At 73.8% G+C, this 13208-nt stretch carries 11 protein-coding genes and 1 pseudogene; 7 read left to right on the top strand and 5 right to left on the bottom strand.

Annotated features, from left to right (window positions below; all coding sequences use genetic code 11):
* Positions 1 to 15 precede the first annotated feature (15 nt).
* Together hutH and LZF96_RS23250 are read left to right on the top strand one after the other, a co-directional pair.
* Positions 16 to 1629, top strand: coding sequence for a histidine ammonia-lyase (gene hutH, locus LZF96_RS23245; RefSeq protein ID WP_233876287.1), 1614 nt, complete (start codon positions 16 to 18; stop codon positions 1627 to 1629).
* A 516-nt stretch (positions 1630 to 2145) separates the two neighbouring features.
* Positions 2146 to 2622, top strand: a complete 477-nt coding sequence (locus LZF96_RS23250) for a hypothetical protein (protein ID WP_267941280.1) — start codon at positions 2146 to 2148, stop codon at positions 2620 to 2622.
* Positions 2623 to 2790: 168 nt separating this feature from the next.
* Here LZF96_RS23250 and LZF96_RS23255 read toward each other — a convergent pair whose 3' ends face one another.
* A complete protein-coding gene (locus LZF96_RS23255; RefSeq protein WP_233876241.1) occupies positions 2791 to 3108 on the bottom strand; it encodes a hypothetical protein in 318 nt (105 codons plus the stop codon).
* A 446-nt stretch (positions 3109 to 3554) separates the two neighbouring features.
* The gene (locus LZF96_RS23260; RefSeq protein WP_233876243.1) at positions 3555 to 4319 is read right to left on the bottom strand and encodes a class I SAM-dependent methyltransferase; all 765 of its coding nucleotides are present in this window, start codon (positions 4317 to 4319) and stop codon (positions 3555 to 3557) included.
* Positions 4320 to 4365: 46 nt separating this feature from the next.
* On the opposite strand from LZF96_RS23260, the pseudogene LZF96_RS23265 reads away from it, so the two are divergent.
* Positions 4366 to 4524, top strand: a pseudogene (locus tag LZF96_RS23265) (DNA mismatch repair protein MutT); the annotation flags it as partial.
* 60 nt (positions 4525 to 4584) lie between these two features.
* Here LZF96_RS23265 and msrA read toward each other — a convergent pair.
* Both msrA and LZF96_RS23275 read right to left on the bottom strand, forming a co-directional pair.
* Complete coding sequence (msrA, locus tag LZF96_RS23270; RefSeq protein ID WP_233876245.1) at positions 4585 to 5274, bottom strand: peptide-methionine (S)-S-oxide reductase MsrA; 690 nt, start codon at positions 5272 to 5274, stop codon at positions 4585 to 4587.
* Positions 5275 to 5287: 13 nt separating this feature from the next.
* Positions 5288 to 6550: a hypothetical protein gene (locus LZF96_RS23275; protein ID WP_233876247.1), complete on the bottom strand. Its 1263-nt coding sequence runs from the start codon at positions 6548 to 6550 to the stop codon at positions 5288 to 5290.
* Between the two features lie 221 nt (positions 6551 to 6771).
* On the opposite strand from LZF96_RS23275, the gene LZF96_RS23280 reads away from it, so the two are divergent.
* Positions 6772 to 7923, top strand: a complete 1152-nt coding sequence (locus tag LZF96_RS23280; protein ID WP_233876249.1) for a cystathionine gamma-synthase — start codon at positions 6772 to 6774, stop codon at positions 7921 to 7923.
* A 445-nt stretch (positions 7924 to 8368) separates the two neighbouring features.
* Here LZF96_RS23280 and LZF96_RS23285 read toward each other — a convergent pair whose 3' ends face one another.
* The gene (locus LZF96_RS23285) at positions 8369 to 8905 is read right to left on the bottom strand and encodes a MarR family winged helix-turn-helix transcriptional regulator (protein WP_233876251.1); all 537 of its coding nucleotides are present in this window, start codon (positions 8903 to 8905) and stop codon (positions 8369 to 8371) included.
* A gap of 593 nt (positions 8906 to 9498) precedes the next feature.
* On the opposite strand from LZF96_RS23285, the gene ilvA reads away from it, so the two are divergent.
* The 3 genes from ilvA (at position 9499) to LZF96_RS23300 (ending at position 13158) form a co-directional block, all read left to right on the top strand.
* The gene (gene ilvA / locus LZF96_RS23290) at positions 9499 to 10632 is read left to right on the top strand and encodes a threonine ammonia-lyase (RefSeq protein ID WP_374203314.1); all 1134 of its coding nucleotides are present in this window, start codon (positions 9499 to 9501) and stop codon (positions 10630 to 10632) included.
* Positions 10633 to 11149: 517 nt separating this feature from the next.
* The gene (locus LZF96_RS23295; RefSeq protein WP_233876255.1) at positions 11150 to 12283 is read left to right on the top strand and encodes an ATP-binding cassette domain-containing protein; all 1134 of its coding nucleotides are present in this window, start codon (positions 11150 to 11152) and stop codon (positions 12281 to 12283) included.
* On the top strand, positions 12280 to 13158 hold the full coding sequence (locus LZF96_RS23300) for an ABC transporter permease (protein WP_374203312.1): 879 nt from the start codon (positions 12280 to 12282) through the stop codon (positions 13156 to 13158). Before LZF96_RS23295 ends, LZF96_RS23300 begins: the two co-directional genes overlap by 4 nt.
* Positions 13159 to 13208 lie beyond the last annotated feature (50 nt).

Genomic DNA, 13208 nt, shown 5'->3' on the forward strand with positions numbered 1-13208 from the left:
TGCGTGAATATGTCCATGCACACCGTGGTGGTGAACCCGGCCGGCACGACGCCCGCGGACGTCCTCGCCGTCGCCCGGCACGACGCCCCCGTCCGCATCCCCGACCGCACCCTGACCGCCGTCGCGGCCTCCCGCCGGATCATCGACGAACTCGCCGCCGGTCCCGACCCCGTCTACGGAGTCTCCACCGGCTTCGGCGCCCTCGCCGTCCGGCACATCGCCCCCGAACTGCGGGTCCGGCTCCAACACCACATCGTCCGCTCGCACGCCGCCGGTATCGGTCCCCGGGTCGAGCGGGAGGTGGTCCGGGCGCTGATGTTCCTGCGCCTGAAGACCCTGTGCTCGGGCCGCACCGGCGTCCGCCCCGTCGTCGTCCGGGCCCTCGCCGACCTGCTCAACGCCGGCATCACCCCCGTCGTCCACGAGTACGGCTCGCTCGGCTGCTCCGGCGACCTCGCCCCGCTGGCCCACTGCGCCCTCACCCTCCTCGGTGAGGGGGAAGCCGAGGGCGCCGACGGCCGGGTCCGCCCCGCGGCCGACCTCCTCGCCGAGCACGGCCTCGCCCCTCTCGAACTCCACGAGAAGGAGGGCCTGGCGCTGCTCAACGGCACCGACGGGATGCTCGGGATGCTCCTGATGGCCTGCGCGGACCTCGAGATCCTGCACACCGCCGCCGACATCACCGCAGCCCTGACGCTGGAGGCGCTGATGGGCACCGACCGTGTTCTGGACCCCGCGCTGCACGCCCTGCGGCCGCACCCGGGTCAGGCCGCCTCCGCCGGGATCATGCGCCGCGTGGTGGCCGGCTCCGAACTCCTCGGCCACCACCAGGACGACGAGCCGCGCGTCCAGGACGCCTACTCCGTGCGCTGCGCGCCGCAGGTCTCCGGTGCCGGCCGGGACACCCTCGCACACGCCCGCCTGGTCGCCGAACGCGAACTCGCCGCGGCCGTGGACAACCCGGTGGTCCTCTTCGACGTGCTGGACGAACCGGACGCCGCGCGGGTGGACAACCCCGACCGGGCGGGCATGGGGCGGGTGGAGTCCAACGGCAACTTCCACGGCGCCCCCGTGGGCTACGTGCTCGACTTCCTCGCCATCTCCGTCGCCGACCTCGCCTCGATCGCCGAGCGCCGCACCGACCGACTGCTGGACCGCCGGCGCTCGCACGGCCTGCCCGCCTTCCTCGCCGACGACCCCGGCGTGGACTCCGGCCTGATGATCGCCCAGTACACCCAGGCGGGGTTGGTCTCCGAACTCAAGCGGCTCGCCGTGCCGGCCTCGGTGGACTCCATCCCCTCCTCGGCGATGCAGGAGGACCACGTCTCGATGGGCTGGTCGGCCGCCCGCAAGCTGCGCACCGCCGTGGACGGGCTGGCCCGGGTGATCGGGATCGAACTGTGCGCCGCGACCCGGGCCCTGGAGTTGCGGGAGGCGGCGGAGGGCCGGCGGCCGGGCCCGGCGGCCCGCGCGGTGGTGGAGGCGCTGCGCGCGGCGGGTGCGCCGGGGCCGGGGCCCGACCGTCACCTGGCGCCGGAACTGGAGGCGGCGACCGGGTTCGTCCGCTCGGGGGCGCTCACCCGGGCGGTGGAGGGGGTCACCGGACCCCTGGCGTCGACGGGGGAGTGACCCCGGGGCGGTGCACGGGGACCGGCCGGCCGGGACGGGCTCTGCCGGCCGAAAACGATCCCCTGATCGGGTTGATGATGTGACAGATGTCACGTTTGAAAAGCGGTTGATCAGGAGAGAGGAATCCGGCGGAACGGATCATTCCGATCCGGCACCCGAGGGGGCGTGGCGAACCGATCGGCGTGCGGAAAGGGACGGGGAGCGAACCCCTGTCAGTCGGTGGGCGCCCGTGGCGCCGACGGTCCGGGGCCCTCCACGGACTCGCTCACCGTGCCGATGCCGGGCGTGCCCTCCCCCGTGTCCGGCCCGGCATGGGCCGACGGCATCAACCACACCCCGCACAACACGACCGCGGACACGACGCCCGTCATCAGGGGGCGGCGATCGGACATACGGCGGTGCTCGGCCACGGGTGCTCCCGGGTAGTGCTGAGGTTCGCGGGCGTGGTGGGCGATGTTACGGCGCGTCGCGGGTCGCGGGGAAGACACGACCGGGGACGGGCATACCCTCACCCCCATGACAACAGAGGAAATCGGCCGGGTCAGGGTGCGCATCGATCTGCTCCTGGAAGTGGCCGATATCGAGCGCCTCACCCGCATGGCGCTGGCCCGTATCAGCGCCGACGAACTCCTTCCCGACGAGGAGCGCGGCCCCGCCGGCGAGGCGGTCAGCCGTGACCCGGCGGAGGCCATCGCCTACCTCGTCGATCCCATCGAGCTGGTCGACGGCCTACCCGGCGTGGAACTGGCCCGTGCGTCCTGGAGCAGCGAGACCGTGGACGCAGACGACGAGGGCGGCTGGCTCGACGACGAGGACGACGAGGACGAGGGCTACGGGGACGACGACGAGGACTACGCCGACGGGGGCGGGGAGGAGCGCGACACGGTCGACGCGGAAACCCGGGAACCCCACCGTGACGGCAACGGCACCGAGACGTACGACACGGGCTCCCCCGCCCCCGGCGGATACGGCCGACTCAACGGCAGCGCCTGATCATCGACCCCGGCGGCCCGACCCCGTCCGGCCACGCGCCCGTGGCCGGATCCGGTCACGCCGGCCCGAACGCTCCCTCCCGGACGTGGTCGGCCGACCGGCGGCGGTGTCGGCGAGGGCGATGATGGTGGCAGCGATGGTGACAGTGCCGGGAACACCGCCCGCCGCTCACCCCGCCTCGGCCGCCGTACCGCCCGTCCCGCCGACCGTCGGTCCGTGCCCCGCCCCGCGCTGCCGCCCCCGCTCGCCCAGCGCCATCAACCCGTAGGCCACCCCGAACGCCGAACCGAGGAACACCCCACCCCACTCCTCGCCGGGCAACGCCGTCGCGGCGAACAGCACCGACAACGGTGCCCCCGCCCCCAGCGCCACCATCAGCGGCCGCCGTGCGAGAAACACCTCGAAGGACGTGGGCTCACCGGGGCGGGCGACTATTCGGTCAGCGGCCCGGTAGACCCGGACCGCTCTCCGGCCGAAAGCGATCATGCGGGCAGCCTAGCGGCCCCGCCGACCGCCCGGAGGCCGCTTCCCGCACGGCCTCCCCGGGCGTCCGGAGAGGCCGTCACCCTCACATCGGGGACCAGTCCCGGCGGGCCGGACCGGCGCGCATCGACGCCGCCCACGAGCCCCATGCCTCCACGGGGCGCCTGACACCGGCCACCGGCCGCACCGCCGGAAAGCCATGCCCGGAAAGCCGTGCCCGGCCGGCCGGCGCCCGACCGAGACCTCCCGGGCGGGCTCCCGCCGCAGCGGCAGCCGGCCGCCCCACCCGGGCCACCACGGCGCCCCCGCGCAGCAGGAAGACGGCGTTCTCCCCGCCCCGCGCCGACCGCGCCCCACCGCCGCGCACGCCTCCTCCAGCGCCCGCCGCGCGTCCGCCGGGCGGTCGGCGGTGTTCCGGCCCTCCCCGGCCCTCGGCGTCGTCGCGGCTGTCACGTCAGGCGGGCCCGCCACAGCTCCTCACACGGCCAGTTCCGCGCCCATTCGGCGCTCAGGTAGTCGTACTCCCGATGGGTCTTCGCCGGGGCTTGGATCTCCACCAGATCCTCCACCTCGAAACCGCAGGAGCGCAGCAGCCGCAGCATCTCCCCGTGCGGGAGGGTGAACTCGAAGGAACGGCCCCAGTCCAGTCGGCTCGTGCCGAACTGCGGGCGCAGCAGGCGCGGGCCCGCCGGGCCGTCCTCCGCCGCGCACAGCGCGAACAACGGCGAGGGGCGCAGGAAGACCAGCCGGCCGCCGGGGCGCAGCACCCGCGCCGCCTCCGGGATCCAACGGTGCGGATCGCACCACAGGGAGGCGCCGTACTCACTGATCGCCAGATCGAACTCCCCGTCCCTGTACGGCAGTCGCTCGGCATCCCCGTGCACGAGCGGGAAGTCGGGGCCGAACTCCGCCGCCATCCGACGGGCGACCTCCAACTGCTCCTCGGAGATGTCGACACCCGTCGGGTGGGCGCCGGCCCGGGCCAACCAGGCCGAGACGTACCCGGTGCCGCAGCCCAACTCGATGGCCCGCTTCCCGGCCACGTCCGGCGGGAACACCGCCAACTCCGACTCCGGCGTCCGCCACAGGCCCCAGCGTGGCTCGGACGCCGCCCAGTGCTCCCGCGCCAGGGGACCGTGATCGGCCACCCCCTTGTCGTTCCAGTACGCCCGGTTCGCCTCGACGTGCTCCGCCCGCTCCTCGTCCGTGGTCATCAACCCATCGGACCCCACCGCCCCACCCTCCACAACCGATTTCCTCACCGCCCGCGTCGTCGGCGGGACGCTCGCGATCTCGGACGAGTCCACCGAGCTGCGGTTCGTCGCCCCGGGGGAGCTGGACGACCTCCCGATGCACCACACCCAGCGGCTCCGCCTGAACCACTTCCTGGAAGGACGGGAACGGCCCCACCTCGGATGAGCGGGTCATCCGGGGCGGGGCCGTGGAGACGGGAGCCCGGGGGCACGGGCCCCGAGGGGGTCAGTCGCCGGCGGGGGCGATGCCGATGGGGCAGGAGCCGCCCTCGGACCGGTCACCGAACTTGACGCCCGTGCCACCGATGCCGCAGTAACCGCCGGGGTTCTTCTCCAGGTACTGCTGGTGGTACTCCTCCGCCGGGAAGAACGTCCGTCCCTCGGCGGGAAGGATCTCGGTGGTGATCTCGCCGTGCCCGTTGGCGGCCAGCACCCGCTGGTAGGCGTCGCGGGACTCCTCCGCGATCCGCCGCTGCTCCGGCGAGTGGGTGAAGACCGCCGAGCGGTACTGGGTGCCGGTGTCGTTGCCCTGGCGGAAGCCCTGGGTGGGGTTGTGCGCCTCCCAGAAGACCTTCAGCAGCTTCTCGTAGGAGATCACCGAGGGGTCGAACACCACGCGCACGGTCTCGGTGTGCGCGGTCATCCCGGAGCACACCTCCTCGTAGGTGGGGTTCGGGGTGTGGCCGCCCTGGTAGCCGGCGAGCGTGGTCCACACGCCCTCGGTCTGCCAGAACTTCCGCTCCGCGCCCCAGAAGCAGCCCAGGGCGAGGTCGGCGACCTCCAGGCCCTCGGGGTAGGGGCCGAGGAGGGGGTTGCCGAGCACGACGTGCTTCTCCGGCACGGTGAACAGCGGTTCGGAGCGCCCGCTCAGGGCCTCCTCCGGACCGGGAAGTCGGGTCTTGGAACCGAACAGCATGAAGGTTCTCTCCTCACTGGAGGCCGATGGCCAGGGCACGGAACGCCGCGTACTCCCGGGCGGGGTCCGGGCTGTTGACCCAGGGCACCGCACCGACATAACCGTCGACGGCCCACACGTGTTCCGCCGCCTCCCCGAAGCGTTCGGCCCGCACCAGGAACCACAGCAGCAGGTGCCGGACGTGCGGCTCGACGGGGTGGCCGGGTTCGGCGTGGTGGATGGCGAAGCGCGCGGCCTCCACCGCGTCGCTCACCACCTTCCCGGTGAACACCGACGGGGAGAGCGACATCTCCGGCAGGTGCTCGTGGACGGCGAACAGTGGCAGCGCGGGCAGCAGGCTGCCCTCCGGCGCGGCGGCGGCGGCGCTCTGCGCGAAGCCGTACGCCTCGTCCCGCGAGCCGTGCCACTTCTCCGACCAGTGGGTGAGGGCGGTCAGGTGCGCGCCCATGTGGTCGGGGCGGCGGCGGGTGATCTCCGCCCACACCGCCTCGAAGTCGGGGCGGCGGTAGTCGAGGCCGCGCGCGACGAAGAGTTCGGTGACGAAGGGGGTGGGGTCGTCCGGCGCGAGGCGGGAGGCCTCGGCGCACACGGTACGGGCCTCCTCCAGGATGATCCGGTGGTCGGCGGAGCCGGTCTCGGACATGGCCTGCCAGACGAGGAACTGCGCGTACACCTGGGCGCCGCCCGGGTCGCGGGGCTCCTCGGAGCGCCAGTTCCGCAGCCAGCCGGCGTCCCGCCGCACACCGTCGGCCGCGCCCGGGGCGCCGGCACCGCCCGTCGCCGGCCCGTTGTCGGGGGCGCCGGCCGTGGTGCCGTGCTCGGCCCGCCAGCGTGCCAGCTCCATGGCCGCCGCGCCGGCGACGGACTGCACGCGCTGCCAGCGCAGCTCGTACTCCTCGGTGAGGGCGAGCAGGCGGCCGACCGGGCGCCAGTCCTGCGTGTTCGCGGACTCCTCCAGCGCGGTGACCAGGGCGTCGTCCGGGCCGGGCAGGCGCAGGTCCAGCTGTTCCACCGGGACGGGCCCGCCGGTGCGGGGCCGGGCACCGGTGGGTCGGTCGCCCTCCTTGTCCAGGGAGACGCCCTCGCGACGCCCGCCGGGGCCGCCCGCGCCCGTCCCCGCACCGGCGTCCGGCCCGAAGCCGCCGGTGGGATCGCCGCGTCGCGCGTTCTCCGCCGCCTGTTCCAGGCGCTTGCGCTCCTGGTATCTGCGGATGGCGGGGGCGCCGAGCACGCCGAAGATGGCGGTCAGGGCGATCAGGAGCAGGATGGCTTCCATGGGGTGCGGCTCTCCCGGGGTCGGTTCCGGTGGGCTGACGGTGCGGGCCGGTCATTCGGGCGGGTGGACGGGCGGGTGTGCGGACGTGGACGACGCGAACCACACGAACGACCAAGGACTCTACGGAGTCGCGTCCCCGGTGCCACCCGGGGGGCGGCCGACGGGGCGGCGCCGGATCGTCGGCCGTCCGTTTCCACCGTACGGCCGACTACGGTGGGGACATGCACGAGCAGCCGAGTCCCCACTTCGAAACCCTGGCCATCCACGCCGGCCAGGAGCCCGACCCCCTGACCGGGGCGGTGGTGCCGCCGATCCACCAGGTCTCCACCTTCAAGCAGGACGGTGTGGGTGGCCTGCGCGGCGGCTACGAGTACAGCCGCTCCGCCAACCCCACCCGGACCGCCCTGGAGACGAACCTGGCGGCGCTGGAGGGCGGCTCCCGCGGCCTGGCCTTCGCCTCCGGCCTGGCGGCCGAGGACTGCCTGCTGCGCACGGTCCTGTCGCCGGGCGACCACCTGGTGATCCCGAACGACGCCTACGGCGGCACCTTCCGGCTGATCGCGAAGGTCGTCGAGCGCTGGGGCGTGGAGTGGTCGGTGGTCGACACCTCCGACACGGAGGCGGTGCGGGCGGCGATGCGTCCGCGTACCCGCGTGGTGTGGGTGGAGACGCCGTCCAACCCGCTGCTGGGCATCACCGATATCGCGGCGATCGCGGAGATCACCCGTGAGGCGGGCGCGCGCCTGGTGGTGGACAACACCTTCGCGAGCCCGTACCTACAGCAGCCGCTGGCGCTGGGCGCGGACGTGGTGGTGCACTCGACGACCAAGTACCTCGGCGGCCACTCGGACGTGGTGGGCGGCGCGCTGGTGACCTCGGACGCGGGACTGGGCGAGGAGCTGGCGTTCCATCAGAACGCGATGGGCGCCGTCGCCGGGCCGTTCGACTCCTGGCTGGTGCTGCGCGGCATCAAGACGCTGGCGGTGCGCATGGATCGGCACAACGCCAACGCGGCGCGCGTGGTGGAGATGCTCGACGCCCATCCGGCGGTGCACGCGGTGTTGTACCCGGGGTCGGAGTCCCACCCGGGCCACGAGGTGGCGGCCAAACAGATGTCGGGCTTCGGCGGGATGGTCTCGTTCCGGGTGACCGGGGGCGAGGAGGCGGCGGTCGCGGTGTGCGAGCGCGCCCGGGTGTTCACCCTCGGGGAGTCCCTGGGGGGCGTGGAGTCGCTGATCGAGCACCCCGGGCGGATGACGCACGCCTCCACGGCGGGGTCCGCGCTGGAGGTGCCGGCGGACCTGGTGCGGCTGTCGGTCGGGATCGAGGCGATCGACGACCTGCTGGAGGATCTGACCCGCGCGCTGGGCTGATGGTCGCCCTCCCGGCGGGAGTCGGGGAGGAAAGCGCGGAGGCGGGCGTCGACCGGTGGTCGGCGCCCGTCGCGGTGTGTCCGTGCGCGTCCGCCTCCGAGCGTCGGTCGGGCGCGGTGCGGGAGTGCGCGGTGTCGGCCGGCCATCCACCCTCCACCGGACGGGTGTCCGACGAGGAGGCCGATCCCCGGGGCCGGGGACGCGGCACGCCGTCGGACGGTCGCGCCGAGGGGGTTCGGCCGGTACCGGCCGGCTCCCCGGGCGCCCCGCGTCCCGTGCTCGCACCGGACGCGGGGCGCCGCCGGGTGGAGCGCCACCGGGCGGGGCCGGGCCGGCACGTCGTCATCGGGGCGGGGAGCGCGCGGAGTCGGGGCGGGCGCACCCGAGGGGCCGGGTTCAACGGGTGAACACGACCCCTCGGGTCACATCCTCGGCGCCGCGCCCCTCACTCGGGGAGGGTGTAGTTCGTCTGCCAGCCGGCGACGGCGGTGTTGAACCGGGTCAGCAGGACCTGGAAGGTCTCCTGCTCCTCGTCGGTCCAACCCTCGGTGAGCAGCGACATCAGCTTGCACCGTGAACGCCGCACCTCCGCCAGGCGTTCGCTGCCGCGCTGCGACAGGCGCAGCACGACCGCCCGCCCGTCGGCGGGGTCGGCGGCCCGGGTCACCAGGCCGGCGTCGACGAGCGGCGCGACCTGCCGGGTGACGGTCGAGGAGTCGATGCCCATGCCTGCGGCGAGGGCCTTCACCCCGGTCGGTCCTTCCTGGTCCAGCTTGCTGAGGAGCAGGTAGGCGGCGCGGTCCATCGAGTTGCGGGCCGGGCCCAGACCCCCGAGGCGGGTCTGTTCGGCACGGCGCGCGAAGACGGCGACCTCGTGTTGCAGGGCGTCCAGCAGGGGAGGCACCGCCCGTGGATCGGGGTGCTCACCCGAGCCGGCCGGCGGGGTGGAGGAGTGCTGGGGTGCGGTGGATTCAGGCGTCATATCCGGGATGTCTCGCAGAGTTGCGGGTGAGGGTCAGCCGTGGGGGATGGCGCGCGGGATGTGGGCCACAGGGTACGCGCACGGACGGGTGCACGTGCACCAATGGGTGAACCCTTGACGGCCCCGTTCGGGCCCCGTCGGAGCGGTCCCGGCGCCCCGCGCGGCGCCGGGGGCATCGTCGGCGCAGGTGGGGCGCCCGGGGTGGTGGACGGGCCGGTTCGGTGGACGGGGGGTGACCGTCGCGGAACCGTTCCGGACCGTGACGAAAACGGTGCACTGGCCCACCGGGCGAACGTCGCACGCGCCGTCGTAACACCCGGGGCACGTGCTGCCAGACTGGCGACATGAACGTGAATCTGCGCGCGGGCGCCGACCCCGCCCGATCGGTGGGGCAGCCCTCGGCCGGTACCGGTGACCCCGGGACCGATGTCGGGGCGACCGGTTCGAACACCCCGGCGGGGTCGGACACCGCCACCCCCGGAGCGACCGGCGATCCCTGCGACGAGAAAGCCTCCGGGATCCCCGCCGTCCCCGACATCAAGGACGTGTGGCGGGCGCGCGAGATCCTGACCGGCGTGGCCCGGGTGACGGCGATGGAGGGCAGCCGTCACCTCTCCCACCTGGTCGGCTCGGCGGTCCACCTGAAGTGCGAGAACCTCCAGCGCACCGGCTCGTTCAAACTGCGCGGCGCCTACACCCGCATCCACGGCCTGACGCCGGCGGAACGGGAGCGCGGCGTGGTGGCCGCCAGCGCCGGCAACCACGCCCAGGGGGTGGCCCTGGCCGCCTCCCTGTTGGGGGTGGAGTCCACCGTCTTCATGCCGGCGGGCGCCCCGCTGCCGAAGATCGCGGCGACCCGCGAGTACGGGGCCCGGGTGCTCACCCGGGGACAGGTGGTGGACGAGACGCTGGAGGCGGCGCGCGAGCACGCCGAGCACACCGGCGCCGTCTTCATCCACCCCTTCGACCACCCGGACGTGGTCGCGGGGCAGGGCACGGTGGGGTTGGAGATCCTCGAGCAGTGCCCCGAGGTGCGCACCGTCGTGGTGGGTATCGGCGGTGGCGGGCTGGCCGCCGGCGTGGCGCTGGCGGTGAAGTCGCTGCGCCCGGACGTGCGGGTGGTGGGGGTGCAGGCGGAGGGGGCCGCCGCCTACCCGCCGTCCCTGGCCGCCGGTCGGCCGGTGGCCGTGGCCTCGCCGGCGACGATGGCGGACGGCATGAAGGTGGGACGTCCCGGCGAGGTGCCGTTCCGGGTGATCGCGGAGTTGGTGGACGACATCCGGTTGGTGTCGGAGGACGCCCTCTCCCGCGCGCTGCTGCTGTGCCTGGAGCGGGCGAAGCTGGTGGTGGAGCCGGCGGGGGCGGCGCCGGTGGCGGCCCTGTTGGAGGAGCCGGACCGGTTCGACGGGCCGGTGGTCGCGGTGCTGTCGGGGGGCAACGTGGACCCGCTGGTGCTCCAGCGCACGTTGCGCCACGGCATGGCGGCGGCCGGCCGGTACCTCACGCTGCGCCTGCGGTTGCCGGACCGGCCGGGGGTGCTGGCCGCGCTGTTGGGGACCCTCTCGGGGGTGGACGCCAACGTGCTGGCGGTCAACCATGTGCGGACCGACGCCCGGCTGGCGGTCGACGAGGCCGAGGTGGAGGTGTGGCTGGAGACGCAGGGACCGGAGCACCGGGAGCAGGTGGACGTGGTGCTGCGGAAGAGCGGGTACCACGTCCTGGCGTGATCCGTCGCCCCGCCGCCCTGCGGCAGAGGGGGCGCCGGGGCGGAAAACCGGGGGCGATTGTCGGTGGTGGGGGCTACGGTTTTCCGGGTGGGATCCGTCGGGACGGGGGTGCCGCGCCGGGGACGGCGCCGCCGTGCCGACGGGCCGCGCGCGGGGTCCGTGCCCCGGGCCGGCGTGTCGTGTCGGCCCGGTGCGGTGGGGGTCGGCGTGGATGGGAGCCCGACAGGGCTTTCCCCGATGTGTGTTCGGGGTGTCCGCGTGGTCATATGGGGATGTTCCGGGCATCGGGATGTCGATGCCGGCCGATACCGGTCGGCGTTCGTCGGGGTTCCCGGATGTGGCGGCAAACGCGATACATCGCGATATGCTGAGCCGGTGTCCCACCGGCCCGACACGCCCCGGGTACCGGTGTGCCCCCGCACGTCCCGTCGGTGAGGGCCACGTCCCCCACGTCTTTTCGTCCACCACCCGATCCGCGGGTCCGACACCCGCCCTCACCCCTCTTCCGGGAGTTCACATGCCAGGCGCCATCCACGCCGAGGGGTTGGTGAAGACCTTCGGCGACGTCCGCGCCCTGGACGGTGTCGACCTCGACGTGCCGCAGGGCACCGTGCTCGGCCTGCTCGGGCCCAACGGCGCGGGGAAGACCACCACCGTTCGGATCCTCACCACCCTCCTGCGCCCGGACAGCGGGCGCGCCGAGGTCGCCGGCATCGACGTCCTCACCCACCCCAACGACGTGCGTCGCTCGATCGGTCTCTCCGGCCAGTTCGCCGCCGTGGACGAATACCTCACCGGCCGCGAGAACCTGCGCATGGTCGCGCGCCTCTACCAGCTGTCGGGTGCCCACGCCCGTCGTCGCGCCGACGAGCTGCTGGAGCGCTTCAACCTCGCAGACGCCGCCGACCGCATCGCCAAGAACTACTCCGGCGGTATGCGACGGCGCCTGGACCTGGCCGCCGCGCTGGTCGTCAGCCCGCCCGTCATGTTCATGGACGAACCCACCACCGGCCTGGACCCGCGCAACCGCCAGGCGCTGTGGGAGGTCATGAAGGAGCTGGTCGCCGGCGGCACCACCCTGATGTTGACCACCCAGTACCTGGAGGAGGCCGACCACCTCGCCGACAGCATCGCCGTCGTCGACCACGGTCGGATCATCGCCCGGGGCACCTCCGACGAGCTCAAGCGCCGCAGCGGCGGGGACGTGGTCGAGGTCATCGCCCGGGACGCGACCCGACTGGACGAGACCCGTGCCATCCTGAACCGCCTGGGAGACGGCGAGGCCGGTGTCGACACCCACACCCGTCGGCTGACCGTTCCCGCCGTCGGCGGCGCCAAGCTGCTGGTCGAGGTCATCCGCGAACTGGACGCGGTGGGCATCGAGATCGACGACATCGGTCTGCGCCGCCCCACCCTGGACGACGTCTTCATCTCGCTCACCGGCCGTACCGCCGAGGACCCGGGTCTCACCGGCGACGGGGACGCCGCCGATGAGGGGGACACCACCGACGGATCCGACGGCGGGAAGGGCCCCGACGGGGCCGCGAACACCACCAGCCGGGGGAAGGGCACCGCGCCCGCCGCCGGCGGCGGGGCCATCGCGCCGGCCGCCGCCCGGACCTCCCGGAACACCGAGGAGGGCCCGCGATGAGCACCACCGTGACCGGCGACACCACCACCGCGACCGGCCCCCGCCCGGTGGGCGACCAGCGCGTCGGCATCCGTCAGGGGCTGCGCGACTCGCTGGTGGTCATGCAGCGCAACCTGCTGCGGATGATGCGCATCCCCGAGGTCGTGGTCTTCGGCCTCATCCAGCCGATCATGTTCGTGGTGCTGTTCTCCTACGTCTTCGGCGGCTCGATCAACATCCCCGGCGCCGGCCTGGACGCGGACGCCTACCGACAGTTCCTGATGGGCGGCATCTTCGCGCAGACCGTCACCTTCGCCACCGCCGGCGCGGGCGCGGGCATCGCGGAGGACATGCAGAAGGGCATCATCGACCGCTTCCGCTCCCTGCCCATGTCCCGGGGCGCCGTCCTCACCGGCCGCACCCTGGCCGACCTGGTGCAGACCGCGCTCATCCTGGTGGTGCTGACCATTGTGGCGCTGCTGGTCGGCTGGCGGATCAACGAGGGCGTCCCCTCCGCGCTGCTCGCCTTCGGGCTGCTGCTGCTCTTCGGCTACGCCTTCACCTGGATCGGCGCCCTGATCGGCCTGTCGGTGCGCAGCCCGGAGGCCGCCACCTCCGGCGGGCTGGTGTGGCTCTTCCCGCTCACCTTCGTCTCGGTGGCCTTCGTGCCCTCGGAGGGCATGCCCGGCTGGCTCCAGCCGGTCGCCGAGTGGAACCCCTTCAGTGCCACCGTCCTCGCCGTCCGCGAGCTGTTCGGCAACCTGCCGCCCGGCTACCAGGCGCCCGACGCGTGGCCGATGCAGAACCCGGTGCTCGCCTCGGTGCTGTACTCGGTGCTGGTCATCCTCCTCTTCCGCACCCTGGCGGTCCGCAAGTACAAGACCGCCGCCGGCTGAGGCCGCGCCCGGTCCCCGGGCCGGTCGGGACCCCGTTCCCGACCGGCCCG

Source organism: Streptomyces sp. ST2-7A (genome assembly GCF_021390475.1).
GTDB lineage: Bacteria > Actinomycetota > Actinomycetes > Streptomycetales > Streptomycetaceae > Streptomyces.

Coding starts and splice junctions, on each gene's coding strand:
- hutH (WP_233876287.1), top strand. CDS start 16: ATGCACACCGTGGTGGTGAACCCGGCCGGCACGACGCCCGCGGACGTC.
- LZF96_RS23250 (WP_267941280.1), top strand. CDS start 2,146: ATGACAACAGAGGAAATCGGCCGGGTCAGGGTGCGCATCGATCTGCTC.
- LZF96_RS23255 (WP_233876241.1), bottom strand. CDS start 3,108: ATGATCGCTTTCGGCCGGAGAGCGGTCCGGGTCTACCGGGCCGCTGAC.
- LZF96_RS23260 (WP_233876243.1), bottom strand. CDS start 4,319: ATGACCACGGACGAGGAGCGGGCGGAGCACGTCGAGGCGAACCGGGCG.
- msrA (WP_233876245.1), bottom strand. CDS start 5,274: ATGCTGTTCGGTTCCAAGACCCGACTTCCCGGTCCGGAGGAGGCCCTG.
- LZF96_RS23275 (WP_233876247.1), bottom strand. CDS start 6,550: ATGGAAGCCATCCTGCTCCTGATCGCCCTGACCGCCATCTTCGGCGTG.
- LZF96_RS23280 (WP_233876249.1), top strand. CDS start 6,772: ATGCACGAGCAGCCGAGTCCCCACTTCGAAACCCTGGCCATCCACGCC.
- LZF96_RS23285 (WP_233876251.1), bottom strand. CDS start 8,905: ATGACGCCTGAATCCACCGCACCCCAGCACTCCTCCACCCCGCCGGCC.
- ilvA (WP_374203314.1), top strand. CDS start 9,499: ATGGAGGGCAGCCGTCACCTCTCCCACCTGGTCGGCTCGGCGGTCCAC.
- LZF96_RS23295 (WP_233876255.1), top strand. CDS start 11,150: ATGCCAGGCGCCATCCACGCCGAGGGGTTGGTGAAGACCTTCGGCGAC.
- LZF96_RS23300 (WP_374203312.1), top strand. CDS start 12,280: ATGAGCACCACCGTGACCGGCGACACCACCACCGCGACCGGCCCCCGC.